Source organism: Lentibacillus salinarum, from assembly GCF_042679865.1.
Taxonomy (GTDB): domain Bacteria; phylum Bacillota; class Bacilli; order Bacillales; family Amphibacillaceae; genus Lentibacillus; species Lentibacillus salinarum.
Genome location: NZ_JBHTNH010000023.1, coordinates 23,726 through 50,587, shown reverse-complemented (window position 1 = coordinate 50,587; position 26,862 = coordinate 23,726). Strand labels below are relative to the sequence as shown.

At 44.8% G+C, this 26,862-nt stretch carries 24 protein-coding genes; 6 read left to right on the top strand and 18 right to left on the bottom strand.

What is annotated here, in order from left to right; all coding sequences use genetic code 11:
• Positions 1 to 60 precede the first annotated feature (60 nt).
• The 7 genes from dat to ACFQ4A_RS10445 all read right to left on the bottom strand — a co-directional run bounded on the left by dat (position 61) and on the right by ACFQ4A_RS10445 (position 7,585).
• The gene (gene dat / locus ACFQ4A_RS10475; RefSeq protein ID WP_382400309.1) at positions 61 to 915 is read right to left on the bottom strand and encodes a D-amino-acid transaminase; all 855 of its coding nucleotides are present in this window, start codon (positions 913 to 915) and stop codon (positions 61 to 63) included.
• A 43-nt stretch (positions 916 to 958) separates the two neighbouring features.
• On the bottom strand, positions 959 to 1,927 hold the full coding sequence (locus tag ACFQ4A_RS10470; protein ID WP_382400307.1) for a pyridoxal-phosphate dependent enzyme: 969 nt from the start codon (positions 1,925 to 1,927) through the stop codon (positions 959 to 961).
• Between the two features lie 364 nt (positions 1,928 to 2,291).
• Entirely contained in the window at positions 2,292 to 3,500 is a 1,209-nt protein-coding gene (locus ACFQ4A_RS10465; protein ID WP_382400305.1) for a M20 metallopeptidase family protein, read from the bottom strand.
• 160 nt (positions 3,501 to 3,660) lie between these two features.
• Positions 3,661 to 4,044: a Rid family hydrolase gene (locus ACFQ4A_RS10460; protein WP_382400303.1), complete on the bottom strand. Its 384-nt coding sequence runs from the start codon at positions 4,042 to 4,044 to the stop codon at positions 3,661 to 3,663.
• A gap of 24 nt (positions 4,045 to 4,068) precedes the next feature.
• A complete protein-coding gene (locus ACFQ4A_RS10455) occupies positions 4,069 to 5,511 on the bottom strand; it encodes an NAD-dependent succinate-semialdehyde dehydrogenase (RefSeq protein ID WP_382400301.1) in 1,443 nt (480 codons plus the stop codon).
• Positions 5,512 to 5,543: 32 nt separating this feature from the next.
• Positions 5,544 to 6,902 carry a 4-aminobutyrate--2-oxoglutarate transaminase gene (gabT, locus tag ACFQ4A_RS10450; protein WP_382400459.1) on the bottom strand — a complete coding sequence of 453 codons (1,359 nt, stop codon included), beginning with the start codon at positions 6,900 to 6,902 and terminating at the stop codon, positions 5,544 to 5,546.
• A complete protein-coding gene (locus ACFQ4A_RS10445; RefSeq protein ID WP_382400299.1) occupies positions 6,902 to 7,585 on the bottom strand; it encodes a GntR family transcriptional regulator in 684 nt (227 codons plus the stop codon). The genes gabT and ACFQ4A_RS10445 overlap by 1 nt, the downstream gene beginning before the upstream one ends.
• 199 nt (positions 7,586 to 7,784) lie before the next feature.
• On the opposite strand from ACFQ4A_RS10445, the gene ACFQ4A_RS10440 reads away from it, so the two are divergent.
• Positions 7,785 to 8,771 (top strand): 2-hydroxyacid dehydrogenase, encoded by a 987-nt coding sequence (locus ACFQ4A_RS10440; RefSeq protein ID WP_382400297.1) that lies wholly within the window; start codon positions 7,785 to 7,787, stop codon positions 8,769 to 8,771.
• A gap of 57 nt (positions 8,772 to 8,828) precedes the next feature.
• Here ACFQ4A_RS10440 and ACFQ4A_RS10435 read toward each other — a convergent pair whose 3' ends face one another.
• On the bottom strand, positions 8,829 to 10,016 hold the full coding sequence (locus ACFQ4A_RS10435) for a M24 family metallopeptidase (protein WP_382400295.1): 1,188 nt from the start codon (positions 10,014 to 10,016) through the stop codon (positions 8,829 to 8,831).
• A 624-nt stretch (positions 10,017 to 10,640) separates the two neighbouring features.
• Between ACFQ4A_RS10435 and ACFQ4A_RS10430 the strand changes: the two genes are divergently transcribed.
• The gene (locus ACFQ4A_RS10430) at positions 10,641 to 11,087 is read left to right on the top strand and encodes a flavodoxin domain-containing protein (protein ID WP_382400293.1); all 447 of its coding nucleotides are present in this window, start codon (positions 10,641 to 10,643) and stop codon (positions 11,085 to 11,087) included.
• Between the two features lie 111 nt (positions 11,088 to 11,198).
• Here the strand turns inward: ACFQ4A_RS10430 and ACFQ4A_RS10425 are convergent, their stop codons facing one another.
• Positions 11,199 to 12,191 (bottom strand): sodium:calcium antiporter, encoded by a 993-nt coding sequence (locus ACFQ4A_RS10425; protein ID WP_382400291.1) that lies wholly within the window; start codon positions 12,189 to 12,191, stop codon positions 11,199 to 11,201.
• Between the two features lie 311 nt (positions 12,192 to 12,502).
• Between ACFQ4A_RS10425 and ACFQ4A_RS10420 the strand changes: the two genes are divergently transcribed.
• From ACFQ4A_RS10420 to ACFQ4A_RS10405, 4 genes are all read left to right on the top strand, one after another.
• Positions 12,503 to 13,552 (top strand): dipeptidase, encoded by a 1,050-nt coding sequence (locus tag ACFQ4A_RS10420; protein ID WP_382400289.1) that lies wholly within the window; start codon positions 12,503 to 12,505, stop codon positions 13,550 to 13,552.
• Between the two features lie 280 nt (positions 13,553 to 13,832).
• Positions 13,833 to 14,615: an ABC transporter ATP-binding protein gene (locus ACFQ4A_RS10415; protein WP_382400287.1), complete on the top strand. Its 783-nt coding sequence runs from the start codon at positions 13,833 to 13,835 to the stop codon at positions 14,613 to 14,615.
• The gene (locus ACFQ4A_RS10410; protein WP_382400285.1) at positions 14,599 to 15,360 is read left to right on the top strand and encodes an ABC transporter permease; all 762 of its coding nucleotides are present in this window, start codon (positions 14,599 to 14,601) and stop codon (positions 15,358 to 15,360) included. Before ACFQ4A_RS10415 ends, ACFQ4A_RS10410 begins: the two co-directional genes overlap by 17 nt.
• Before the next feature lie 119 nt (positions 15,361 to 15,479).
• Positions 15,480 to 16,475, top strand: a complete 996-nt coding sequence (locus ACFQ4A_RS10405; protein ID WP_382400283.1) for an aliphatic sulfonate ABC transporter substrate-binding protein — start codon at positions 15,480 to 15,482, stop codon at positions 16,473 to 16,475.
• A gap of 50 nt (positions 16,476 to 16,525) precedes the next feature.
• Here the strand turns inward: ACFQ4A_RS10405 and gntK are convergent, their stop codons facing one another.
• The 9 genes from gntK to ACFQ4A_RS10360 form a co-directional block, all read right to left on the bottom strand.
• The gene (gntK, locus tag ACFQ4A_RS10400) at positions 16,526 to 18,085 is read right to left on the bottom strand and encodes a gluconokinase (RefSeq protein WP_382400281.1); all 1,560 of its coding nucleotides are present in this window, start codon (positions 18,083 to 18,085) and stop codon (positions 16,526 to 16,528) included.
• A 70-nt stretch (positions 18,086 to 18,155) separates the two neighbouring features.
• Positions 18,156 to 19,046 (bottom strand): phosphogluconate dehydrogenase (NAD(+)-dependent, decarboxylating), encoded by an 891-nt coding sequence (gene gnd / locus ACFQ4A_RS10395; protein WP_382400279.1) that lies wholly within the window; start codon positions 19,044 to 19,046, stop codon positions 18,156 to 18,158.
• Between the two features lie 65 nt (positions 19,047 to 19,111).
• A complete protein-coding gene (locus ACFQ4A_RS10390) occupies positions 19,112 to 20,080 on the bottom strand; it encodes a sugar phosphate isomerase/epimerase family protein (protein ID WP_382400277.1) in 969 nt (322 codons plus the stop codon).
• Positions 20,077 to 21,123, bottom strand: a complete 1,047-nt coding sequence (locus ACFQ4A_RS10385) for a Gfo/Idh/MocA family protein (RefSeq protein ID WP_382400275.1) — start codon at positions 21,121 to 21,123, stop codon at positions 20,077 to 20,079. Before ACFQ4A_RS10385 ends, ACFQ4A_RS10390 begins: the two co-directional genes overlap by 4 nt.
• Before the next feature lies 1 nt (position 21,124).
• Entirely contained in the window at positions 21,125 to 22,141 is a 1,017-nt protein-coding gene (locus ACFQ4A_RS10380) for a Gfo/Idh/MocA family protein (protein WP_382400273.1), read from the bottom strand.
• A gap of 14 nt (positions 22,142 to 22,155) precedes the next feature.
• Positions 22,156 to 22,872 carry a ThuA domain-containing protein gene (locus ACFQ4A_RS10375; RefSeq protein ID WP_382400271.1) on the bottom strand — a complete coding sequence of 239 codons (717 nt, stop codon included), beginning with the start codon at positions 22,870 to 22,872 and terminating at the stop codon, positions 22,156 to 22,158.
• A gap of 115 nt (positions 22,873 to 22,987) precedes the next feature.
• Complete coding sequence (locus tag ACFQ4A_RS10370; RefSeq protein WP_382400269.1) at positions 22,988 to 23,809, bottom strand: carbohydrate ABC transporter permease; 822 nt, start codon at positions 23,807 to 23,809, stop codon at positions 22,988 to 22,990.
• A gap of 12 nt (positions 23,810 to 23,821) precedes the next feature.
• Complete coding sequence (locus ACFQ4A_RS10365; protein WP_382400267.1) at positions 23,822 to 25,153, bottom strand: carbohydrate ABC transporter permease; 1,332 nt, start codon at positions 25,151 to 25,153, stop codon at positions 23,822 to 23,824.
• Positions 25,154 to 25,250: 97 nt separating this feature from the next.
• Positions 25,251 to 26,600 carry an ABC transporter substrate-binding protein gene (locus tag ACFQ4A_RS10360; RefSeq protein WP_382400265.1) on the bottom strand — a complete coding sequence of 450 codons (1,350 nt, stop codon included), beginning with the start codon at positions 26,598 to 26,600 and terminating at the stop codon, positions 25,251 to 25,253.
• Between the last annotated feature and the right edge of the window lie 262 nt (positions 26,601 to 26,862).

Genomic DNA, 26,862 nt, shown 5'->3' with positions numbered 1-26,862 from the left:
CAGCCCCCCCTTTTAAGCATCATACGATTTGAATGGACGGGTAATACAGATTACTCCCTATCACGCCTTATTTTTGACACTTTTTTGATAGAGTGACCGGAACGCCTGTAAAACTTGGTTTGTGATCTCGCCGGGCTTTCCATCGGCAATGACATGATCATCAACTTTTAAAATCGGAATGATGTCCAGTTTCGTGGCTGAAATGAAAACTTCATCTGCATTTAGCAAGTCATTAACAGTATACGTTTGTTCATTCACCTTCAAATTCAATTCATCGCACAACTGAATGATTTTTCGTCTCGTGATGCCGTTTAAAATATAATTGTTAGCCGGATGTGTATAAAGTTCACCATCTTTGATCATAAACACATTCGATGCACTTGCTTCCGTGACAATATCACCACGATGCAAAATCGCTTCAACGGCATTGTTTTCGACAGCTTTCTGTTTTGCCATTACGTTTGGTAGCAGATTGAGGGTTTTGATGTCACAGCGCAACCAGCGGATATCGTCTGTCAACACCGCTTTTCCGCCCTGATTCTCAAGTGATGTCTCGCGCTTTTCCTCCCGTGTATAAGCGACGGTAACGGCTGATGTGTCAGGGTGCGGAAAACCATGCTCCCGTGAAGCAATGCCACGTGACACTTGCATATAAATGATACCTTCTACAAGTCCATTTGCTTCCACCAGCTTTTCCAGTTTATTTTTTATGTCACTGACTAAAGTGGGCAAAGTCAGCCGCAATTCTCGGGCACTTCTTTCCAGGCGCTGCATGTGTTCATCCATCATGAGCGGCTCCCCATCATAGACACCAATCACTTCGTAGATCCCATCGCCGAATTGGTAGCCACGGTCTTCTATATCAATCACGTTATCCCGTTCCATGATCTGGTCGTTATATAACATCTTACTCATATGGAACCTCCTTATATATGAACTATTCTAGGATTACATATGACTATTTTTCCATAACATTCAAAATCGTTTCCGTATCAACACTGCATCCGCTGATGACAACAACTGCATGGGAGCCAAGCTTGATGCGGTTATTTAAAATGGCACCGATACCCGAAGCTGCTGCACCTTCAACCATCATGCGGTGATTATCCAGCATGAACGCCATCCCCTGGGCTACTAGGTCATCATCAAGCATTAGGATATCATCAACATATTCTTGAACCATCTTAAAGGTGTAGCGATTGTTCAGCCCAATGCCACCTAGTAAACTATCAGCGAGCGTATCCTGCTCTTCCACCATGACCGGCTTTCCATGTTGAATGCTTTCATACATTGCCGGACCTCTTATGGTTGATACGCCGACTACCTGAATATTCGGATCGGCAGACTTCAATGCCACTCCAAGTCCCGAATGTAGACCGCCGCCGGATAAGCCGCCAACAACCGTATCAACTGAAGGCAAATCTTCCAACAATTCAAGTCCAATCGTCCCCTGACCGGCGATAATATGGGGATCATCAAATGGATGGACAACCGTTAGTCCTTGCTCTTTTTCCAGCTGATAACTGCGCTTTTCGGCATCGTCCTGTGTATCACCATAAACTTCAATCTGTGCTCCTGAGTTTTTTAATGCGTCTACTTTTGCTTTCGGGACACGATTGGAAATGCATATAATCGCGTTAATTCCGAGCTTTTTAGCGATATAGGCCACACTCATGCCGAAATTCCCCGTTGAAAATGTCGCCACACCTCGTTCTCTTTCGGCCGGTGATAAACTAAGAATCTTGCTTGCGGCGCCTCTTATTTTAAATGAGTTGCTGACATTGAGATTTTCTAGCTTTAAGTGAACAGATGTACTAGTGAGTTCCGATAGTTTGTCAGAAAAAATTAACGGCGATTTAGCGACAATAGGCGAAATACGTTTCTTTGCCTTCCAAACATCATGCTGGGTAACGGCTTGTGTCGTCATGCTATCCCCCCTTGGCTTTGACTAGGGTGATTAAAATAGATTTGCTTGTTTCCATTGAGTCTTCATCGCACGCATTATGCTGGTTGTTGCACGAGTTGATACTGTTATCGTACGAGTTGACGCTATTCTCATGCGAGTTAGTACTGTTATTGCGCGCCCTGAATCGTTTATCGCGCGAATTCATGATAGTACCGCGCGATTTCGACCGGGTGCTGCGCGATTTCGGCCGGGTGCTGCGCGATTTCGACCGGGTGCCGCGCGATTTCGACCGGTTGCTGCGCGATTTCGGCCGGGTGCTGCGCGATTTGAGCCGGGTGCTGCGCGATTTCGGCCGGGTGCCGCGCGATTCCACGATGTCAGGAAATCAAGCGGATGGTTCAGTTAAAAGCCGCCTTGCCGTTTCTGCTAATATCGATACCCCGATTGGCAATACCTGTTCATCAATATCAAAATACGGTGTGTGCAAATCACGGGTCTTGTCATCACCCACCGCACAACCTAAAAAGAACATCGCTCCAGGTACGGCTCGGGTCATATGGGCAAAATCTTCGCCACCCAGTCCAAATGGTTCATCAATCAATCTAAAATCAGGATAAAGATCTTTTATGGCACGCTGAATCACCCGATTGGTGGCCGGATCATTTGATAAGGCAGGATCCTCAGGGGTAATCGATAATTCATAATCGCCATCAAGCGCCTTGACTAAGGAAAAGGCTTTATCCAATTCATGATGCAGCAGTTCACGAACATCCGGTTGATAGCTGCGGATGGTTCCAGTTACATGAACCTCAGACGGAATGACATTGCTGGCAGATCCGCTTTGAATACTGCCAATACTAATGACTGCCGAATCAAGCGGCGAAACACGGCGTGCGACAATCCCATGAAGTGCCTGTAATACCGGTCCGAGCATCCAGATAGGATCTGTTCCAAGCTGCGGGTATGCCCCATGTCCGCCGCTTCCATAGACAGTCGCTCTAAACACATCAACATTCGCCATGCTGTAGCCGTCATGAACTTTGACGTCACCAACCTGATCTTCGGGGCTCATATGAAGTGCAAGCACACAATCGACATCATCCAGAGCCCCTGCCTTAATCATATAAGGGGCACCGGTTGATCCTTGTGCATCCGCTGTTTCTTCAGCCGGCTGAAACAAACATTTTATCGTCCCTTCCAACTGACCGTTTTGGAAAAGTTTGCCCAAGACACTTGCTGTACCCAACCCGATTGCTGTATGTGCATCGTGACCGCAAGCATGCATGATACCTTCCCGTTCAGATGTGTAATCACGATCGTTTTCCTCTTGGATGGGCAATGCATCCATATCAGCTCGAATCCCAATCGTCGGTCCTGTACCTGAAGAAAGCGTGCCCACAATGGCCGTCGGATAGCCAACACCCGTCGCCACTTGCATACCAGGGATTTTTTTCAATGTTTCAGCGACGAATCGTGACGTCTCCACCTCCTGAAAACTTAATTCAGGAATTCTATGAAAGTGCTGTCGCCATCCGATTAAACGTTCCGACATCGCTTGTGCTGTTGTTTTTATATCTCTCGATTCCGCAGCCAACTGGACCCCCCCTTACCGGCAAGATACCGAACATCAGATTAGTTGGAATCGGCTGCTTCGCCGATTCCATTCCCTTCACAATCATATACATGTCAATTTAAATCTGACTTGGAATACAAATCTTTTTCTTAAATAAGGTGGAGCCCCCCTTGCCCAGCCATCAATCAACAGATGCAATAGCCGTTATTTCCACATCTGTTTCCAGCAGCTGGCTACCAACTGTAATGCGTGCTGGTTTCACCTCTACATCCGCAAAATAAGATTCATAGGTTTGGTTGAATTCCTTGACCGTTTCTTCATTCAAATCGGACAGATGACAGGTGACATATACGAGATCCGCCAAACTAGCATTCTTTTCTGCCAGTATATTTTTTATATTATCCAGGCTGGCAGCGGTTTGGACAGCGATCGAAACCCCAACTGCTTCATCATTTACCTTCACCCCATCCTGGCCGGACACAAAGATAAACGAATCTTTTTTAACCCCTTGCGAATATGGACCGCTCGGTTTCGGAGCGTTTACCGTTTGGATGATTTCTTTCACCTGGGAATCATCCTTTCTCAGGATTTATTTCATACCAATCGATACATATTGCGATTCAACAAATTCTTCAATACCTTCTTGACCGCCTTCACGTCCTATACCACTTTCTTTCATACCACCGAATGGTACTTGAGCCGCAGATGGTCCGCCATCATTCCAGCCGACAATGCCAAAGTCGAGTTTTTCAATCAGCTGAGTGCCTCTTGAGACGTTTTCTGTAAAGACATAGGCTGCTAGACCGTATGGCGTGTCATTAGCCATTTTCGCCGCTTCTTCGTCGGATGCGATTTTTTCAACCGGTGTCACCGGGCCGAATGTTTCTTCCTGCATGACGACCATTGATTGATTGACGTCTTTGACAACAGTTGGCTGATAAAACACACCACCATATTCCGTGATCGCTTCGCCGCCGGTCACAACTGTCGCGCCTTTGGAAGTTGCATCTTCTACGTGGTGCTTCACTTTATCTAAGCCGTCCTGGTTGATCAGCGGGCCGATATCAACCGATTCATCAGTACCATCGCCGACTTTCAATTCCTGAACCTTTTTGGAAAGCTTATCAACAAATTCATCATAGATCCCTTCCTGAACGTAAACCCGGTTGGCGCAGATACATGTCTGGCCGGCGTTGCGAAACTTGGATGCGACGGTACCTTTAACAGCCAGATCGACATCCGCATCATCAAGTACAACAAGTGGCGCATGACCGCCGAGCTCCAGTGAAAGCTTTTTCACCTGGTCGGCACTCTGGCGGATGAGTGTTTTCCCAACCTCCGTTGATCCGGTAAATGTTACTTTGCGAACCTTGCTGTTTTCCATAACCACTTTGGCGATTTTGGACGATGAACCTGTCACAAGGTTGACAACACCTTTCGGAAAACCGGCCTGCTCACAGAGTTCCATCAGTTTTACTGCCGTTAACGGGCTTTCACTCGATGGTTTCATGATAACCGTACAGCCTGATGCCAGTGCCGGCCCCATTTTACGGGTCAACATCGCGGCCGGAAAATTCCATGGCGTAATGGCAGCCACCACACCGACCGGTTTTTTCCAAACTTGCAGGCGTTTGCCGGTTGCGTGTGTCGGAATCGTCTCACCGTAGACGCGCTTGCCTTCTTCGGCAAACCACTCGATAAAGGTAGCAGCGTATTTAACCTCACCTCTCGATTCATTAATCGGTTTACCCATTTCCGCCGTCATGAGCTGGGCAAGTTCTTCCTGGTGATCGAGCATGAGCTGATTCAATTTTTTTAAGTAGCCTACCCGGTCATGGGCTGTCAGAGCCGACCACGACTGAAAAGCATCATAGGCGGCGTCAACCGCCTGCTCTGCTTCTTTCTCACCACCGTATGGAACCGTTCCGACTGTTTCACCGTTTGCCGGATTCACAACGTCTAATGTCTCGCGTTCTTGACCAACCCATTCGCCGTTAATGTTCATTAAATAGTTGTCTGTTTTAACTGCCATGTATGATCACTCCTAATCTTGAAATCTATGTTCTAGGTAACTTTCTCGCCGACAGCGGCTGCTTCGATGGCCTCTTCAAGGATAGCAAGCCCTTCATCCAGCTGGTCATCCGTAATCACAAGCGGCATCAAGAGGCGGACGACATTATCATATACACCGGCATTCAAAGCGATCAGCCCCCGCTCGCGTGCTTTTTTTAAAACCCGGCCGGTCATGTCTTTATCCGGTTCCTTGCTGTCGCGATCTTTGACAAACTCAAGCGCACACATGGCACCAAGTCCACGGTAATCCCCAATTGCGTCAAACCGGTCATACATTTTCCTGAATTTTTCCATGACCTTTTCACCGATTTTAACCGCACGATCATTCAGGTTTTCCTTTTCCATAACCTCCAGCACAGCCAGACCGGCGCGACAGCCAAGCGGCGTGCCGCAATACGTTCCACCCAATTCACCACCTTTAGCTTTATCCATGATTTCTGTCCGTCCAATAATCCCGCTGATCGGTAAACCGGCTCCCATTGACTTGGAAACCGTGGTCAAATCCGGTTCCACATCGAAATGGTCCATTGCAAAATAGTTGCCGGTTCGACCAAATCCGGTCTGGATTTCGTCGGCGATAAACAGAATACCATGCTGCTTACACAAGTCATATACCCCTTTAACGAATGTTTTATTCGGGATAATAAAGCCGCTTTCACCTTGCACCGGTTCCATAATGAACGCCGCTACCTGACTTGGATCAACTTCCGTGATGAAAAAGTCTTCCACGCGTTTCAATAGCTCATCCGTGTATGCTTCTTCACTCATTGCCTCCGGACGCCGGTAATTGTACGGAAATGGCGCATGATAGACTTCGGGAGCAAACGGCCCGTACTCGTATTTGTACGGTTTAATCTTCCCGGTCATCGACATCGCCAGCAAGGTGCGTCCGTGAAAGCCACCGGTCAAGGAAACAACGGCCTGCCGTCCCGTATACTTGCGGGCTATTTTGACAGCATTTTCATTCGCCTCCGCCCCGCTGTTCAAAAACATCACTTTTTTAGCAAAACGGCCCGGAGCCAGTTCGGCCAGTTTTTCCGCAAGCTCAATATACGGATCATACATCATGACGTTGAATCCGGTATGAATGTATTTGGCCGCCTGATCCTGCACAGCGTTGACAACGGTATCATGACTGTGACCGACGTTGTTAACCCCAATTGCGCCGGCAAAGTCAATAAATTGGTTTCCGTCAATATCCTTGAGCAGGGCGCCCTTTGCCGACGCCACAAATGTCGGTGTGCCGTAACTGACACCATGCGGCACCACATCATGCCTGCGCTCAAGCAATTCCTTAGCCTTCGGACCCGGCAGTGACGTTTTCACATTGGCAAACTGTTTACGCATTATTATACCTCCTTGAGTTCTTTATCACTCTGTTGGCCGAGCAATTTTGTCTCGACATACGCGATATGTTCCTTCACTCTCCTATTCACTGTATGCGCATTTTTTGAGACTAATGCCTCAAGCAATTGTTTATGTTCTGCATAGAAGGATTGCGGACTTGAATAGTACTTGTCGAGATGCATGAGAAATGTTCTGATCTGCACTTGCAGGGAATCGTAAATTTTAATGATTCTGGAATTGCCACACAGACCCACCACATAACTATGAAATTGCATGTCAAGATCAAACAGGGCGTTCCAATCTTCTTCCTCAGCTTTCACTTTCATTTCCGCCACAATATCTTCCAGTTTTTTTACATCCTTATGGTCAAGATGCCGGATTGACTGTGAAAACGCATGGGCCTCGATCAGTGCGCGCAATTCAATCATTTCATCGGCATCCTGATCGGTGAAATCAGCCACATAGGTACCTTTTCGAGCCTGACTCACCACCAGTTCCTCACTTTCCAATATCTTCAGTGCTTCCCTGATCGTACTGCGGCTGACATCAAAACTTTCCGCCAGGTCTGTTTCCAGTAGCCGCTCACCAAATTGAATCGATTCATGCCAGATTTTCCATTTCAGCTGATCGGCTATCAGCTCACTTAACGGTTTTTGGATAATCGAATTGTTCTGGTTTTGCTGCAAAACCGTATACTCCTTTCTTTTTTCTCCCGCGTTAGCTATGTCGATTGTCGACAATGTACATCTTACCTTCAGCATAATTCAGATAATTCCAATTGTCAATCGGTATTTTAATTTTTTCAAAAATATTGACTTCACTTTAGTTTGCATCTATTTTTGAAGTAGATGGATCGCTTCATAATCAGGAAACGGAGGGACAGCAATGGCGAAAAAGATTATCGCTTATAACCGTGTTGAAAAGCCGGTAATAGAGCATTTACAGCAAAACTATGATGTTCGCTTTTTTAAGAATGTTGATACAAAACGCGACCAAGATTTTCTGTCGCATTTAAGCGAATCGGAAGGCATCATCGGGCTTGAATTACCGGTTGATGCCGATCTGTTGGATAACGCGCCAAACCTGAAAATCATCAGTAATGTCTCCGTCGGGTACAATAACCTGGATCTGGCGGAAATGACAAAGCGGGGAATTGTCGGCACAAACACACCAGGTGTCCTAACTGATACCGTGGCGGATGCCGTGTTCGGAATTCTCGTTGCCACGGCGCGGCGGATACCGGAGCTCAATCAATTTGTAAAAAACGGCGAATGGCAGGCAGAAGCCATCGAAAATGAGCACTTCGGATCTAACGTGCACCATAAGACGCTGGGAATCATTGGCATGGGCCGGATCGGAAAGGCGATTGCACAAAGGGCGCACTTTGGCTTTGACATGAACATTTTATACCACACCCGGAGCCGGAAGCCTGATGCTGAGGAAGCTTTCAACGCTGACTATCGTACACTTGATGAATTGCTGGTGGCGTCTGATTTCGTCTGCATGATAACACCATTGACACCGGAAACAGAGGGGCTGATTGGAAAACGGGAATTTCAACTGATGAAAGACTCAGCCATTTTTATTAACGGTTCCCGCGGAAAAACGGTGGTGGAACAGGAACTGATTGATGCCCTTCATAAGGGAGAAATCAAAGCAGCCGGTCTGGATGTGTTTGAACAGGAACCGATTGAGGGCGACAATCCACTTCTAAGCATGAACAATGTCGTGACCACACCACATATCGGCTCGTCCACCCACGAAACCGAGCTGAAAATGTCAGAATTAGCAGCAGAAAACCTGGAGGCTGGTTTGAGCGGGGAAAAGCCGGCGAATTTAGTAAACCCGGAAGCCTGGACATCCCGACGTTGAACAGTTAAAGCCGTTCCCACAGGTTGGGGGACGGCTTTTTTGCCATAAAGGGATGCACTACGCCAGCCGGATATTCGGCTTAATCATCAGATCACGCGGGAATTCAGCGAGTATTTCACAGCCTTCATCCGTCACCCGGAATGACTCGCTGATTTCAACCCCCATCGTATCCATCCAGATACCCGGTATCAGATGAAACGTCATGTTTGGTTCCAAAACCGTCCGGTCATCCGGTCTGAGGCTTGCTGTATGCTCACCCCAGTCAGGTGGATAATTCAATCCCACCGAATACCCCATCCGCGACTCCTTTTTAATACCACTCCGTTCAATGACCCGGCGCCAGACGCTTTCCAATTCCTCACACGTGATCCCCGGTTTAACCGCATCCAATGTCGTATTGATCCCTTCAAGTACAACCTGGGAAACATATTGCATCTGTTCTGACGGCCGCCCGATGACAGCCGTCCGGGCAAGTGGCGAATGATAACGCCGGTAGCAGCCAGCCAATTCAATGATCACCGGGTCACCATCTTTAAAACGATCCTCCGTCCAAGTCAAATGGGATGCGGATGTTTTTTCACCCGTCGGCAAGAGCGGCACGATCGACGGATAATCACCGCCAAAGTCCTCCGTCCCAGTTATTTGCGCATGTGATATTTCAGCAACAACATCACATTCCCGCACCCCTTCGTTAATTGTATCAAATGCCACCTGCATCGCCTTCTCCGAAATTCTGGCTGCTTGCTTGAGGTAGGCTATTTCCCGCTCCGATTTTATAATACGAACCCAGTTGACCATGTTCGTACCATCTTTAAAGGTTGCATCCGGTAATCCTTTCGTTAATTGCATATAACTTTTTGCCGTAAAATAGTAAGCATCCATTTCCACGGCTACTGTCTGTTTATCATAGTGTTTTTCTTTCAGCAAATCGCAAACAAAGTCCATCGGATGTCTGATGTCTGACTGGACATAATGATCAGCATATGGGATGATATGGTCTTCTTCCAGCCAGGTTGTATGCAGCGCCGCATTGGCATCCTGACTGCGCCCGACCCAAATCGGCTGTTCCTCATTCATTATAACGATCAGCATCTGATGAACGTAAAAAGACCACGCATCATATCCAGTCAAATAATTCATGTTCGCCGGATCAGTTATCAGGAGCAGATCCACTTCAGCCTTTGCCATCCGCTGTTTCGTTTTGGTCAAACGCTCCTGAAACTCTGAAATTGGAAATGTCAACATCATTATCCCTCCCCATCATGTCTCCGGATCGGATTTATGAAAACGCTTACTTGCTTTCGGTAAGCTGAACGGCTGAAACATCATTCCCCCGATACATCATAGCCATTGCCGTCAATCCGTTGCGCTCATTCCTTATTGGCATGCTAAATGGACATCCTGTCGATTGTCGACAATTGCTTAATTATATTATATTCACGAAATTTTTCAGTGTCAATTATTATGCGATAATTATAAATATTTATTTATCAACACCAAACTGCATCAACAATGTCCCTATAAAATTGATCAGCGCCAAAGAAAAAAACACAATAAGAGGTGATCCCTCTGAATTGTCAATGGGCGGGAGCATGATTTACCTGTACGAAGACGATCAGGCAGATTTCATGGTTCTGTTTGAGGAGAAGGTGCTGATCAACCATTAATTTTACAAGGTAAAGGATAAACCGATCGACATGGATTTTATCAAAGATATTTATCATGCCGCCGAATAGCCTTCTGTTAAACTGTCATAAAGATGTCATGATCTCCCATGTTTTTCATGATTCACCGATCTGTTAATTGAAAACATTTCTCATTAAACGGTATAATAAAAGAAGGTCAAGCAATTAAAGGAGTTGGTTTCCAATGGCAAACGTTCTGGTATTATACGCCAGCCTAACAGGCAGTACTGAAATTATGGCAGAAACGATGACAGAACATCTGCAAGAACAAGGCCATGAGGTGGCACATAAATCATTTGACCTTGATCCGATTGAGGTCAGTCGCTTGGAAGAATTTGACGGCATATTATTCGGATCTTATTCCTGGGATGATGATATTCCATTTGAAGTGGAAGATTTTTATGAGGATATGGAAGAAATCGATCTGACTGGAAAAGTCGTCGGGGTCTTCGGCTCATGTGACGCCTATTATGATATATACGGTCCGGCGCTTGACACATTGGCTGCTAGGGCTACTGAACAGAATGCAACGGTTTATGAGAAAAAATTCAAATTTGAACTGGAACCGGATGATAAAGATATTGAACATGGCAAGACATTTGCTGACGCGGTTCTGAATCTAAAAGAATAAAGACGCCACGAAAAAAAACGCGTACCCAAATCAGGTTTCGCGTTTTTTCGTTTATCTATTGATCCCGATCAACCAGCTCTCGCAACGGAAAGCCGCAAAAGAAACAGTTTTTCAGCTGTAAAAAATCAGATACTGAACGACAAAATAGCCAATCACCGTTATGATCGAAGGAATGCTGTAACGCCATACAGACTCCGAACGTTTCCGCATGAATGACCAAATGATAACAGCAACCAAAAGCGAACCGCCAATCGCTGACAGCAGATGGGATCCGCTGGCATCTGCCAAAATCGATCCTTCCCGGTAAATAACATCTGACAAAGCGAGAATCACCATATTTAACATATTACTTCCGAGTATAGCTCCAATGGCTAGGTTAACATTTTTGAGACGTAATGCCGAAAAAACAGAAACCCCTTCCGGAAGCGATGTGGTCGCTGCAATCAGAAAACTGCCGATAAAACTAGAACCCATGCCAGTCACAGCTGCAATCTTGTCACCTGTAATCGAAAGCAATGATCCTGCTCCCAATATGAAAATGGCCGCAATGATAAAACCGATAACTGCGCGCTTAACCGGGATAGATCTCGATTTAGCTGGTGCAGCATCCAATTCTTTCGTTTCCGTTTCGCTGACAGGAGGGGACGGCATTTTGCTGATCACGGCCATCCCAACAATATAAACAGCTAACACCAGCCATGCACCCACCCCAATACCCAAGATGGTGCCATTCATTCTAAGTATCAGCGCAAGCGAAACAAGTACCATCAGAAAAAGTCCTAAAAATGCCGTATACTTATGATTGCTGCTGGCAAGGTGCAGCAGCCTGTTTCTTCTATAATATAAATCGAACGCGGCTAATATAAATACATTAAACAGATTGGAACCTAGCATATTGCCAACTGCAATATCAATATTATCGATAATGACAGCAGAAAAACTAGTCGTCACTTCCGGCAACGATGTCGCACCCGCCAGCAGAATCGTCCCGACAAGCATCCCGCCCATCGCCGTTTTTTCACTAATCACATCCGCATATTGCGATAATTTTCGGGCTGTATACACAGTTACCGCTGCTGCTAGTAAAAACCAGACAAATACCAACGTAACAACTCCTTACCAAGGGAAACCTGACCATACCTAATACTATACCCTAACAAAAGTATTTTAAAGATAAGGGGAATTCATACGTTACGATGTTTCATTAGTACCAGCCGATATGGTTCTTACTATTATAATCGAAAACGGATCGAAAAAAGGGGCGTATCCGAAAAAAATATTTTTTTGATGGACATGCCCCTGTTTTGAGTCTTGGAACGATTATAGAGAAAAGAAGGTGCTTAGCAGATCACCAAAACCAAGCCCCATTATGATAGACTAAAACAACCAATCAAATCATAAGGAGCGACCAAACCATGACCAACTTTCCGATATTCGACGGACACAACGATACACTGCTCAGGCTGCACAAGTCTGACGATCCGCCATCATTTTTCGAGGAAAGTTCTGCAGGACACATTGATTTTCCCCGTGCTAAGAAAGGCGGATTTGGCGGTGGATTTTTTGCGGTTTACACACCAAATGAGAACTATGAAGTTGAGCCAGAAAAATATTTAACAGAAGACGGCTATGACATGCCGCTCCCCCCGCCAATCAATCATGAACGCGCTTTAACATGTACCAACGCATTGGCTTCACGATTATTTCAGCTTGAAGCATCTTCACAAGGCCGGTTTAAAGTCGTCCGTACAGCGGATGAACTAGAATATTGCCTAAAACATGACGTCATGGCGGCGATTTTCCATATTGAAGGGGCTGAAGCAATCGATACTAATTTTGATGCGCTTCACGTGCTTTATCAGGCTGGTCTGCGGTCACTCGGGATTGTCTGGAGCCGGCCGAATCAATATGGAGAAGGTGTTCCATTCCGGTACCCATCGTCACCTGATACCGGCGCGGGACTGACGGACGCCGGAAAAGCACTCGTCCGGGAATGCAACAAACTCGGCATCATGATCGATACCACGCACCTTAATGAGAAAGGTTTTTGGGATGTGGCCAGACTGACGGGCGCCCCGCTCGTTGCGACTCATTCAAATGCGCATGCGCTCAGCCCAATTGCGCGCAATCTGACCGACCAGCAGCTATCAGCCATTACTGAATCAAATGGGGTCGCCGGCATCAATTATGCGGTCAACATGTTGCGTGAAGACGGCGGCCTCGGCACAGATATATCGCTGGATAAAATCGTCCGGCACGTGGCATACATAGCCGAGAAATTCGGTGTCGATCACGTGGCGTTGGGCTCCGATTTTGACGGCACGACCGTTCCCGATTCACTGAAAGATGTCACCGAACTGCCAAAGCTCGTCGACCGCCTGAAAGCACACGGATTTCGTGATAATGAATTACAGAAAATCACCCATGGGAACTGGTTACGTGTGTTGGGCGAGACTTGGAAATAAAGTGAATAGCACCGGAGCCGATATCTTGTCAAAGGGATATCGGCTTTTTAGTTAGACGTCGTAATTTCCCATCCCTGTTGTCCCGCTTTTTAAGTTTAACCACCATCTCATCTGTTTCATAGACTAGTGACATATGCCCACTCAATCCAATGACGCCCATTTTTTATTTTTCACACAAACCCCCTATTGGAAAATATACAAATCCATGGTAAAATGCTAAATAATATAATTCATATAAAAATAATTGGTTTTATTTATTTTTAAGTAGGAGTGAAAGCAAATGTACGTGAATATCCATAACGTCGCCAAATCATTTCAGCGGCAGGATGAACAACCGCTAACGGCACTTGAAAATATTAATCTCGACATCAAGCAGGGTGAATTCGTCTCATTACTTGGTCCATCCGGATGCGGCAAATCAACATTACTCTCCATCATTGCCGGATTATCAAAGCCGTCTTCCGGTTCAATCAGTCTCGAAAATGAATTGATAACCGAACCAGGTCCGGATAAAAGCATGGTATTTCAGGAACCAGCTCTGTTTCCTTGGATGTCAGTCAAGGAAAATGTTACGTTTCCGCTGCGCAAAAAGTTGAGCAAACAAGATCAGGTGGAAGCGACTGCCCATTATCTGAAAATGGTGCATCTTAGTCAATTTGCCGAAAACTATCCACATGAACTTTCCGGCGGGATGCAGCAGCGTGTTGCCATTGCACGAGCGCTGGCAATGGATTCCGGACTACTCCTGATGGATGAACCATTCGGGGCATTGGATGAACAAACCCGCCATGTGTTGCAAGAAGAAGTGGAAACCATCTGGCAGGAGACGAAAAAGACCATCGTATTTGTCACGCATAGCATTCGGGAAGCAATTAAACTATCAGACCGCATCATCATTATGAGTGCACGGCCGGGCACGATCATCTCCGACTTTAACGTGGATCTGGAACGACCCCGGCAGCAAAAAGATATGGCCGTCATGGAAGAAGAAGTTATGGCCATTTTGAAAACCGAAATTGAGAGTGTCATGAAAGAGGAGTTGCAACATGCCGGTAGTCATTAAACGTATTATTTTTTTCGCTATTCTTATTTTAATCTGGCAGGGGATTTTCCTCCTTGGCATTTGGCCGGAATCCATGATACCAAGTCCATTTACTGTGGCCGAAACAATCGTCGCCGGTTTTGCCGACATGACGCTCGTTTATGATATCTTAGCCAGTTTCCGTCATCTCTTAATCGGCCTCGCCGTTTCACTCGTAATCGGGACACTTCTCGGCGTGCTGCTTGCCAAGGTGAAATTAGCTGATGAGACACTTGGCACGATGATTTTGGCTCTGCAAAGTGTCCCGAGTATTGTCTGGGTACCGCTTGCCATTATTTGGTTCGGGTTCACCGAAGCGTCGATTATTTTTGTCGTGATTATCGGCGGCACATTTGTGATGACGATGAACATGCGCATTGGGATTAAGAATGTCGCACCCATTTATTTGAAAGCCGCCCGCACCATGGGATCAAAAGGTATGGATCTATTTTTCAAAGTAGTGATCCCGGCGTCCATCCCGCACGCTGTTACTGGCGTCCGGCTGGCATGGGCATTCAGCTGGCGTGCACTGATGGCCGGTGAAATGCTGAGCACAGGACCGGGGCTTGGCTATACCCTCAGTTATGCATCCGACTTTAACAACATGAGTCTCGTTATTGGGATTATTATCATGATTGGCGTGATTGGTTCCATCGTCGACCAACTCGTATTCCAACGGATTGAAAATAAAGTACTCAAACGCTGGGGGATGGAAGAAGCTGCTTAATAGAAAGACCTCGGCACTCGCCTCGTCTTCCGGAAGTCAGAGGGCAGAAGCCGGATTAGAATAAATCGGCAAGCTAGCCGACTTCTACATCATTCATATTAAGAAAGGGGATATTCAAATTGAAAAAATTTTTGGGGCTTTTCATCATCAGCACATTTCTAATTTTAGGTGCTTGCGGAGGGGGAAACAGTGCAGCGTCAGGCAGTAGTGAAAGTGAAACCGTGACGATTGGCTATTTTCCCAACCTGAACCATGCGCCGGCGATGGTTGCCAAACAAAAAGCCATGTATGAAGATCATCTTGGCGAGAATGTCAATGTCGAATACCAGACATTTCCGGATGGTGCCACATTTATGAAAGCATTGGCAGCTGGCGAAATCCATGGCGGACTCGTCGGGCCAGGGCCTGCCATGAACAGTTTCATTTCCGGTGTGGACGCTCAGATTATTGGTGCATCATCAACCGGTGGCACTGTTATCGTCTCCCGTGACGGAAGCGACATTGAATCGTGGGAAGACGTTGAAGGATCAACGTTTATCTCACCACGTGTCGGCTGCACACACAACGTTCAATTTGAGACCTATATGAAAGAAAGAGGCGTCACCTCTGAACGTACCGGTGGCTCCATGGTCCATGTAACCGGTGAGCCTGCAAGGTATCAGTCCATGTTTGAAAATGGTGATGTCGATGTTGCCACAGCACCTGAACCATGGGCCTCCGTCATGGAAGCAGAAGTGGATGCCAACGTGGTTATCCCGACAAGTGACGTATCGTTTGGTGAGACATTGCCGGCAGCTGTTTTTGTTACATCAGATGATATGATCGAAAACAACAGTGAACAAGTTCAAACGTTAATCGATGCCCATAAGGAAGCTGTCGCCTATATTAACGACAATCCTGATGAAGCTATCGACATAACCATCGAAGGGATCGCTGACATTACGGATCAACAGCTGGAAAAAAGCGTCATGGAAAGTGCCTGGGAACGCACGAACTTCACCTATGAAGTCGATGCAGACGTCATCCAGGAATTTGGCAACTCATCCTATGACCTGCAATTCTTGAAAGAGAAACCGGATTTTGAAGGGTTTGTGAATAAAACATTTATTCAGTAATGAACGAAACGCAAGGGGCAGCCGCTTTACCCCTTGCGTTTTTATTGCATTTATTCCTCATTACTCAACAAATGTTTGTGCTGAAATGCAGCGATACTGTCATGTTCTTTCTCCAGTACCCATGATAATCGAATATAAATCGGTAGGAGTTCACGATAAATGTTTGCTGATTTTTCATCCGGGTAATGTGTATTTGTTTCACCAACCATTTGTGAAACAACACTGAAGTCATCTATTTCTCCAGTTGCATACATACCAAGAACGACAGCACCCAGACTGGAGCTCTCAAAACTTTCCGGAACGGTCACTTGGTTATCAAAGATATTAGCCATCATCTGCCGCCACATTTCCGAACGTGCAAACCCGCCGGTAGCCTGTATGCGTCTTGGCTCTCCAGTTAATTCCTCCAATGCGAGCAAAACAGTGTATAAATTGTAAATAATACCTTCCAGAACCGCTCGTACCAAATGCTGTTTCTGATGATGAATACCCAATCCAAAAAACGAGCCACGTGCATTTGCATTCCACAGCGGCGCGCGTTCACCTTTGATATAGGGATGAAAAATTAATCCGTCAGCACCCGGGTTCACACTTGCAGCAATTTCCGTCAGTACGTCATACGGATCGATAGACAAACGTTTGGCTGCTTCCACTTCTGCCGCTGCAAATTCATCACGCAGCCACCGCAGGACGATACCACCATTATTAACAGGGCCGCCAATCACCCAGTGCTGATCAGTTAGAGCGTAACAAAAAACTCGGCCTTTCGGATCAGTTTTTGGTTCATTATAAATAGTCCGAATAGCACCGCTTGTTCCGATTGTCACTGCCACTGAACCGGGGTCAACTGCATTTACCCCCAAGTTGGACAACACACCGTCACTTGCACCAATCACAAATGGTGTGGCTTGATCGATTCCCATGTACTCACGATACGCTTGCCGGACATTGTTTAGCGTGCAAGTGGTTGGGACAATTTCTGACAGACGGCTTCTGTCTATTCCCGCAAGTTCCAGTGCACCCTCATCCCAGTCGAGTGAATTTAGATTGAACAAGCCGGTGGCAGAAGCAATGGAGTAGTCAACAACATATCTGTCAAACAATTGATGAAATACAAATTCTTTAATGGATATGAACTTATCTGCCTTTAAAAATATATTGGGTTTTTCTTTTTTAAGCCAAACCAATTTGGCCAAGGGAGACATCGCATGAATCGGCGTTCCTGTACGACGGTAGATTTCATGACCATTATGCTCGTCTTTGATCTTTTCGGCGTACTCAGCGCTTCTGGTATCTGCCCATGTAATACTGTTCGTCAGTAACTTCCCCTCTTCATCAACAGCAATTAGACTATGCATGGCTGAACTGAAGGAAATGAAACGCAGTGCTTGCGCTGCATTACCACTGGTCCGAATCACATCACGTATGACATTCAGTACAGCTTCAAATATTTCTGCCGGATCCTGTTCAGCTATTAATAGGTTTGGTGTATAAAGCGGATATCCAATCGTTTGTGATCCTTTGACATACCCGTTTTCTGTATATAAAACAGCTTTCGTACTCGTTGTTCCGATATCAACGCCCACATAATATTTTCCTTGCGCCGTCATCCATGTTTCCTCCTAGTATTCCATTGTCTAAACAGAAGGAAAAGTTGTCATTTACCACAAAGCTATCGGTTTATCGCTTTATGATAGCATGCCCGCCAAACTCATTTCGTAATGCTGAGACCACTTTGCCCGTAAACGTATCATCTTCCTGTGACCGGTAACGCATCATGAGCGACAATGCTATGACAGGCGCTGCCGTTTGGAGATCGAGTGCTGTTTCCACAGACCACTTTCCTTCACCAGATGAATTCATGACACCACGAATATCCTCCAGGTTCGCATCTTTAGAAAAAGCACTTTCAACAAGTTCCATGAGCCATGACCGGATAACTGAGCCGTTATTCCATACTTTGGCTACTTTCTCATAATCATAATTGAAATCACTTTTATGCAGGATATCAAAACCTTCACCTATCGCCTGCATCATCCCATATTCAATTCCATTATGAACCATCTTAAGAAAATGCCCGCTCCCGCTCTTACCGGTATAAAGATAGCCTTTTTCCACACAAACATCACGAATGGCATTTTCAATTTCGTTGAATTTGTCCGGGTCACCTCCAATCATCATGCAGGCACCTTCCCTTGCGCCGCTTATACCGCCACTGGTTCCACAATCGAAAAAGTAAATTCCTTTTTCATTTAACGTATTAGAACGTCTTAACGTATCTTTATAGTTTGAATTGCCACCATCGATCAGCATATCACCAGGCTCTAATAACAGTGTCACTTCATTTATGACTGATTCCGTAACTTCACCGGAAGGTACCATAAGCCATATTTTTTTTGGCGATGGCAACTGTTCAACAAGGTTTGAGATAGATGAAGCTTTGTAAAAGTTCTGACTATCAGTGGAAACGGCTGTATTATGGTCATAACCAACCACTTCATGGTCATTATCAATTAAATTTCTTGTTAAATTAAGACCCATTTTCCCAAGCCCAATCATACCTAATTTCATAATATCCTCCCCCCTATTCTGACGAAAAAAAGACTAGATACTTAGCAAATACCTAGTCTTTCATGTTAAACCCACCACATATCTCCTGCACTTTCAGCAATATTTACCCATTTTAAATTCCGTACAGCCTGATTAAACCCTTCATCTACTGACATGATTGGATCTTCATGTTCGATACTGACTACATTATCGTATCCATAGGTCCGGAGTGCACTGATGATGTTAGACCATTCTTTGGCATTGTGGCCATATCCAACTGAGCGGAACGTCCAAGCGCGGGTTTGAACATTCGCATATGGCTGCATATCGGTTAAACCGTACATATTTGCATTGTCTTGGTCGATATACGTGTCTTTGGCATGGAAATGATTTATAGCATTTTCCCTACCAAGAATCTTTATAGCTGCGACCGGATCAATTCCCTGCCACCACAAATGGCTCGGATCGAGGTTTGCGCCAACAGCATCACTCGTTGCTTCCCTTAGTTTCAACATCGTGTAAGGTGTATGGACGAGAAAACCCGCATGTGGCTCGATACCAATTTTCACACCATGATACTTCGCAAATTGACCAGCTTCTCTCCAGTAAGGTATAAGCTTATTCTCCCATTGCCATTTGAGAATATCAGAATAAACGTTTGGCCATGGCGTAACCGGCCAATTGGGATAGTTTGATTCCTCTTCTGCACCTGGTACACCAGAAAATGTATTAACGATCGATACATTCATCATTTCTGCAAGACGTACCGTTTTCACAAATATGTCCTGGGACTTTTGGGCATGTTCCCGATTTGGAGAAAGCGGGTTGTCATGGCAACTGAATGCGCTGATTGTGAGTCCTCGGGATTCGACTTTTTCCATGTACTTTTTACGCTCATCTTCACTCTTCAAAAGTTCGTCCAAGTTACAGTGCGCACTGCCGGGATTACCCCCAGTTCCGATTTCAACTGCATCAAGACTTGCATTTTTTACGTAATCAAGCATTTCTTCAAATGGTTTATCTGAAAACAACACAGTGAATACGCCTAGTTTCATTTCAACTCACTCCTTACTTTCACGCTTGTTCCTATTTCACTGCTCTGGTAAATGGCATCCATGATTCTCGTCACTTTTAAAGCCTGCTCCGGTTTTACAACCAGTTCCGTTTTCCCCAGGCAACTTTCAACAAAGTTCTCAGCCTGTCTGAACCCTGCATTAACTTCACTGTAATCGACCTCTGTCGTTTGTGTCATCATTTTACCGTGTTTGGGCTGGTAAAATTCAAAAGGATAGACACTTAAACCACCTTCTGATCCGGAAATACTTAAACTGCGTGTATCTTCTTTGATATTCGCAGACCAGGAACACTCAAACAACAGGGAAAGGCTATTTTCAAATTTAATATAAGCGGAGACATGATCATCCACTTCAAAAGTTTCATGATTGAAAGTCCCCCAGTCATTGACTTGATTCGGGGATTTACTTAACTGGTTATATGTTGTACCGAACACTTCCACAGGTTCGGGATCGTCAAGCAGACACAAGGATAAATCGAGCAAATGACATCCATAATCAATTAAACTGCCCCCACCCTGGAGTTCCTTATTTGTAAATACACCCCAGCCAGGGACTTTACGACGGCGAAGTGCCTGTGCTCTTGTCACTAGCGGATCCCCAATATCCTCCACTGCTTTCCTAGCTATCTGACTTGCTTCCATAAAACGATAATGATAAGCCACGGATAACAGTTTATTTGCTTTTCGGGAGGCTTCTATCATTTCCTCGCATTCTTCAGTATGGATGGCCATCGGTTTCTCACATAAAACATGGACCCCTGCATCCAGTGCTTGAATGGCAATTTCAGCATGGAATTTATTTGGCGTACAAATCGTAACTGCATCCACCTCAGAAAACATATCATTGTAATTCCTGTATACGTTAGGAATCTTGAAATGCTTAGCAACCTCTTTTGCACGGACTTCATTCAAATCATGGGCTGCAGTAATTTCCACTTTATCCTTAATATTTTGATAGGCGGGTATATGCCGCTCTTGCGCTATTCCGCCTACACCGATGAGGCCCATTTTCAATTTACCCATGTTACCCCTCGACTTTCGATGATTCCATTGCATTTAAAATGACTTCCAATGATTTTTTACCTTCTTCTCCATTGATAATTGGTTCTTTGTCGTCCAAAATAGACTCAACGAAATGATCGATCACATGGGTTGTTGTCTGTCCGCCTTGTTTATTGGATTGAATGCCGTCGAGTTCGTAGTTGACCACTTCGTCATTTTTATATTGGACAACAAGAGAAAATTCTGGGTCATCTTCCATGCGAAGGGTCGCATTATCTCCGTATATAACCGTCGAGTTATCTTCCTGTGCCGTATATGCCCAGCTTGCTGCAAGTGTTCCTATAATTCCGCTTTCTGAACGCAAAATAAGTACTGCGTTATCATCGACATCGGTATTTGGTTTTGCAGATGTTTCGATGAAGCCGGTAACATTGATAAATTCCTCATTTAACAGATAACGCATTAAGTCCGCTTTGTGAACTCCAAGGTCTCCCATCGCACCGATAAATGCCTTATCTTTCTTAAAAAACCAACTCCTGGCCCCGTCGGCACTCCAACTTTCCGGGCCTCCATGGCCAAAGGTTGTCCGGAAACTGTAGATTTTGCCGGCTTCTCCTCTGTCGATCAATTCCTTTGCCCTTTGGTGGGAGGAGACAAATCGCTGATTATGTCCGATCATGAGTTTCTTTTTTTTCTTGTTAGCCGCCTCGATCATCTGATCTGCTTCCTCACGTGACGTTGCCATTGGCTTTTCACAAAGGACGTGACACCCGGCATTAAGTGCAGCGACTGATACAGGCGAATGCAAATAATTCGGCAAACAAATACTGACGGCATCCAGCTCTTCTACTGCCAACAACTTTTCATAATCGGTGTAAGCCTTAACCTGATAGAGAGATGCTGTCTCCTGTACCCGTTCTTCTCGATGATCACATACGGCAACAATTTCAACATGCGGATTGTTATGGTGTTCCGGAAGATGCCGATTCTTGGCGATACTCCCACATCCGATAACTGCAATACGTAATTGATTTTCCAAAGTGATCCTCCCCCTTATTTTGATAAGTATTCAATCAGTTGATGATTTCCACGTGTAGGCTGTGGTGTATTGTTATTCGCTGCCCACTTTATACCATTTTTAATTACTTTCTGGATATCTTTATGGTGGTAAGTTGGATATGTTTCATGACCCGGACGGAAATAGAAAATCTTTCCGCGACCACGTTTAAATGTAGCCCCACTGCGAAACACCTCTCCACCTTCAAACCAGCTGATGAAAATTAATTCGTCTGGTGTAGGTATATCAAAATGCTCCCCATACATTTCTTCTTTTTCCAATTCAATATATTGTTGAAGTCCTTCTGTAATGGGGTGTGTCGGATCCACCACCCAAAGCCTTTCCTTCTCATCAGCTTCCCGCCATTTTAGATTACAGCCTGTTCCCATTAGTTTGGTAAATGGCTTGGAGAAATGGCCGGAGTGAAGGACAACAAGCCCCATGCCATCCAATACACACTGTTTTACTTTTTCCGCTATTTCGTCTTTTACTTCATCATGTGCCTTGTGCCCCCACCATACTAGGACATCGGTTTCTGCCAACATCTCATCAGTGAGGCCATGTTCCGGTTCATCCAAGGTTACTGTTCTCACATCATGTCCGTCCTCTTTAAGAAAGGCTGAAATTGCCCTGTGGATGCCTTCCGGGTAAATATCAGCTACCACTGGATTGGTTTGTTCGTGTCGATTTTCGTTCCAAACTGTTATCTTCATGAATGATACCCCTTTCTTATTTATTCTAAGAAACGATTCTCAAGCGGTTGCCAAACACTGGCAGACGTATTTAGATCGCTCTGCCATTTATCGATCGTCCCAAGTTGACTTCACGCTATTCTTTTACTGATCCTGACGTCAAACCGGATACAATTCTTCGTTGGAAGAACAGTACGAGGAGCACGATCGGAATGGTAACAATAACGGTTGCCGCAGAAATGTCCCCCCACGGAATGGAATACTGGCTTTGGTACATGGAAATCCCGACCGGTACGGTGCGCCATATGTCATCACTGTTGATGGTCAAAGCGAATAAGTATTCATTCCAGGCTGCGATAAATACTATTATCCCCGTTGTAAATACACCTGGTGCCGCCAATGGAAAAATAACTTTTCGAAACGTTTGAAATGGGCTGGCCCCATCGAGCTTGGCTGATTCCTCGAGCTCAAACGGAATTTTTTTGAAAAAAGTTGCCAAAATCCAGATAGCCAATGGCAGACTAATGGTAATATACGGAATAACTAGTCCTATATAGCTATTGCGCAACCCAAGATCTGTCACTAAATTAAAAATAGGCGAGATAATCGCAATTTGAGGGAACATGGATGCAGCAAGAACCAGTCCCAGGACTAGCCCCTTTCCTCTGATCGGCAGCCTAGTTACGGCATAAGCGGTGAATGAGGCAAAAGTTAACGCTAGTATGGTCGTTAAACCAGAGACAATAAAACTATTTAGCATATAGCGAAGCAACGGTCGATTTGTTAATGCCGCTTCGTATGAGTCGATACCCGGGTTTGGTGTAAACCATCGGAAAGAAGAAAATATTTCTCCGACGGGTTTAATTGAAGTTAAAAAAACCCAGATAAACGGGAACATGACAATGAATACAAATACTGCCAAAAAGATATAGAAACCGATTCCTGCTCGTTTATTCATCTAGATCCCCCCTCATTTTGTCCGACCTTCAAACAGATCTGAACCAATTAATTTCACGAACGTAAAGCTGATCAGTGCCACACATAGGAAAACGATAACTGAAAGAACGGAGCCTTCCCCGAAATTCTGCTGGGCAAATAACGTCTTATAGGCATATACCGAAATAGATTCAGTCGCATTTGCCGGTCCACCCCCAGTTAATACGTAAATCAGGTCAAATACTCTGAAGGCATCCAGTGTACGGAACAATAACGCAACTAAAATAGATGATTTTAAAAGTGGCAGGGTTATTCGCCAAAACTGTTGCCATTTATTAGCCCCATCCACACCAGAAGCTTCATACATGGATTCCGGTATGGTTTGTAAACCAGCTAACAATAAAAGCGCCATGTAGGGTGTTGTTTTCCATACGTCCGCTAAGATAATGGAGAACTTTCCACCATCAGATGTGGACAAAAGCCAGGATGAATCAGGAATCAGGTTTAATTGTTCCAGATAATGAGCAACAATTCCGAACTGACCGTCAAGGAGGAACCCCCACATCATCGCAGCCACTGCAGTTGGAATGGCCCATGGAATGAGGACAGATGCCCGGATCAATCCACGTACTTTGAAGGATCGGTTAATTAATAAAGCCACCCCAAGTCCTATCGCCAGCTCCAATGCGACCGATATGACTGTAAAGAAAGTTGTATTCCACAGCGATTGCCACATACGTGCATCCTTCAGGTATTTCACATAATTATCAATGCCTATAAAATTGGATTCCAAAATATTATCAGCAGTTGATCCTAATAAATCTGCTGTTTGCTGATATTGGTCTGAATTTGCTTCATCGGCACTCTTCTCCGCTAATACGGTAAGTTCTTGGTGATAGGAATTTAGTGCTTCCCGATAATCTGCAGCAAAATCATTATCAAGTTCAGCATATTTTAAATCCTCATCTGTAACAGGTGTAAAACTAGCGAGCATTTCATCGATTTGCTCCACCTTAGTGTTGATTTTCTCATCACTAATCAGTTCTAAATGATATTGCTCCATTTCTTTACGAATGGATGTAATCGTACTGACTGCTTCATCATTCCCCGCAGTATTCTCCAGGCTTTCCAATTGATCGTTGATATAAAAATGGTCATCGACATAGTTTTCCAAATCAATAGTCGCACCTAGCATAAGCTGGGAACGAGCTGGGTCATTTAAGCGATAATCGAATAAACTGTTATAAAAAGATTGTGCAACAGGCCAAAGAACCACTGCGAAAACTAGAATCAGCGATGGGATTACCATAGCATATCCAAGTTGTTTTTCATTCAATTTAAATGGAGACCTTTTTTTCTTATTCATCGTGCTCCCCCTATGAAAGGCCTATAGTTACTGATAAATTGAAAGACAGAATGAGAGTTTATGCCCATCCTGCCCCCACTATCATCTGTCGCATTTATTATTCTGCCAGTGCTGCTTCGATTTTCTCCTGCATGTTCGCGGCAGTCTCTTCTGCTGTCTGATCTCCGGTCAGAGCTGTCGATAATTCAATTTGCATAATATCAGTAATTTCCGGGTAAATTGGTGATACTGGACGAGGCACCGCAGTCTGCAATACCTCCCGGAATTCAGGATTAGCAAATAATTCACTGACTTCTTGTATTTCTGGATCATCATATAATGCTTCCAGTGTTGGCGGACGTCCACCTTTCACCGCTTGGATTTTTTGTCCTTCTGGACCAGAGATAAATTTAACGAATTTCCAGGCTTCCTCCGGATGTTCTGAATAACGATTGATCATGGTCATCCAGCCTCCAAGTGCTGAAGCACTTCCTTCGTCCCCCGATGGGAGCATAGCCATTTCTACATTGCCCACGATTTCAGACCGTTCTTCATCATTCGAAGAAGACATCATATATGGCCAGTTACGGGCAAACACAGCATTCCCTTCAATCCAAGCATTTTCAGTTTCAATCTCCATAAAATTAAGAATATTCTCCGGAACAAAATCAGATCCGACAATTTCCTGCATCTTTTCAATGGCTTTTATGGTTTCCGGGCTGTCGACAACTACATTATTATCTTCATCAACAACTTCCCCTCCAAAAGAAGTGATATATTCAATAGCATTCGTAATTAATCCCTCATATTGTGCACCCTGCATCAGATAGCCAAATTCTGTTCCTGCTTCCCCTTGCAATTCACTAGCTTTTGTGATTAATTCATCCCATGTTTCCGGTGGTTCCTCTACAATATCAGACCGATAGTATAAAACACCGGCATCAGTATATTGCGGCATCGCCCATTGTTTCCCATTAAAATTTCCTGCAGCAACCGTTCCAGGGAAATAGGTATCCATATCAATTCCATCCCGTTCGATAAAACGATCCAGTTCAAGGGCGTAATTGGCTTGTGCAAATTCTGCCGGCCAAATGACATCGGCATTGAACACATCAATTTCTGAACTTTGCGAACTGAATGCGGTTACATATTGGTCATGTGATTCTCCAGTATCTGCTGGCATCTCCCGTTGTTCTACGTTGATATTCGGATGTGCTTCTTCAAACGCTTCAATGACTGATTCGGTCCCAGGAGTTGTGTCCGTACCACGTGCATAGACAATCGTAACTTCCTCTTCCCCCCCGCTTGTTTCTGAGCTTTCACTTCCTGAAGCTTCATCTGAAGAGTCTTCCTCACTTGTGGAATCGCTGTCATTACAGGCAGCAAGAAAGACAATGAGTGCGATAAGCAAAAAAACCCAAAGCGCTTTTTTCAACTGAATTCCTCCTTTAATTTGCAATGGTTTCATTTGTCACATAAAATGAAATCGATTACATTTTGATTCATATTATACATTACAAATTTAGCTTGTCAATGAGTATTTTAAATTTTTTTACTAGGGGAAATATTAAATTTTCTTAGGTTATGACAATATTCTCTTGATGAAACCCCTACCATGAAAATAAACTACTTTAAAATGAGAAAAGACCATACTTAAGTAGACGCAGCCCATTCAGTTTTTAAAAAAGGTCAGCGCCTTAATTGTTGGGTTCATCATGTGAGAATACTCT

Coding starts and splice junctions, on each gene's coding strand:
- dat (WP_382400309.1), bottom strand. CDS start 915: ATGAGTAAGATGTTATATAACGACCAGATCATGGAACGGGATAACGTG.
- ACFQ4A_RS10470 (WP_382400307.1), bottom strand. CDS start 1,927: ATGACGACACAAGCCGTTACCCAGCATGATGTTTGGAAGGCAAAGAAA.
- ACFQ4A_RS10455 (WP_382400301.1), bottom strand. CDS start 5,511: ATGGCAGTTAAAACAGACAACTATTTAATGAACATTAACGGCGAATGG.
- ACFQ4A_RS10440 (WP_382400297.1), top strand. CDS start 7,785: ATGGCGAAAAAGATTATCGCTTATAACCGTGTTGAAAAGCCGGTAATA.
- ACFQ4A_RS10435 (WP_382400295.1), bottom strand. CDS start 10,016: ATGTTGACATTTCCAATTTCAGAGTTTCAGGAGCGTTTGACCAAAACG.
- ACFQ4A_RS10430 (WP_382400293.1), top strand. CDS start 10,641: ATGGCAAACGTTCTGGTATTATACGCCAGCCTAACAGGCAGTACTGAA.
- ACFQ4A_RS10420 (WP_382400289.1), top strand. CDS start 12,503: ATGACCAACTTTCCGATATTCGACGGACACAACGATACACTGCTCAGG.
- ACFQ4A_RS10415 (WP_382400287.1), top strand. CDS start 13,833: ATGTACGTGAATATCCATAACGTCGCCAAATCATTTCAGCGGCAGGAT.
- ACFQ4A_RS10410 (WP_382400285.1), top strand. CDS start 14,599: ATGCCGGTAGTCATTAAACGTATTATTTTTTTCGCTATTCTTATTTTA.
- gntK (WP_382400281.1), bottom strand. CDS start 18,085: ATGACGGCGCAAGGAAAATATTATGTGGGCGTTGATATCGGAACAACG.
- gnd (WP_382400279.1), bottom strand. CDS start 19,046: ATGAAATTAGGTATGATTGGGCTTGGGAAAATGGGTCTTAATTTAACA.
- ACFQ4A_RS10390 (WP_382400277.1), bottom strand. CDS start 20,080: ATGAAACTAGGCGTATTCACTGTGTTGTTTTCAGATAAACCATTTGAA.
- ACFQ4A_RS10385 (WP_382400275.1), bottom strand. CDS start 21,123: ATGGGTAAATTGAAAATGGGCCTCATCGGTGTAGGCGGAATAGCGCAA.
- ACFQ4A_RS10375 (WP_382400271.1), bottom strand. CDS start 22,872: ATGAAGATAACAGTTTGGAACGAAAATCGACACGAACAAACCAATCCA.
- ACFQ4A_RS10370 (WP_382400269.1), bottom strand. CDS start 23,809: ATGAATAAACGAGCAGGAATCGGTTTCTATATCTTTTTGGCAGTATTT.
- ACFQ4A_RS10365 (WP_382400267.1), bottom strand. CDS start 25,153: ATGAATAAGAAAAAAAGGTCTCCATTTAAATTGAATGAAAAACAACTT.
- ACFQ4A_RS10360 (WP_382400265.1), bottom strand. CDS start 26,600: ATGAAACCATTGCAAATTAAAGGAGGAATTCAGTTGAAAAAAGCGCTT.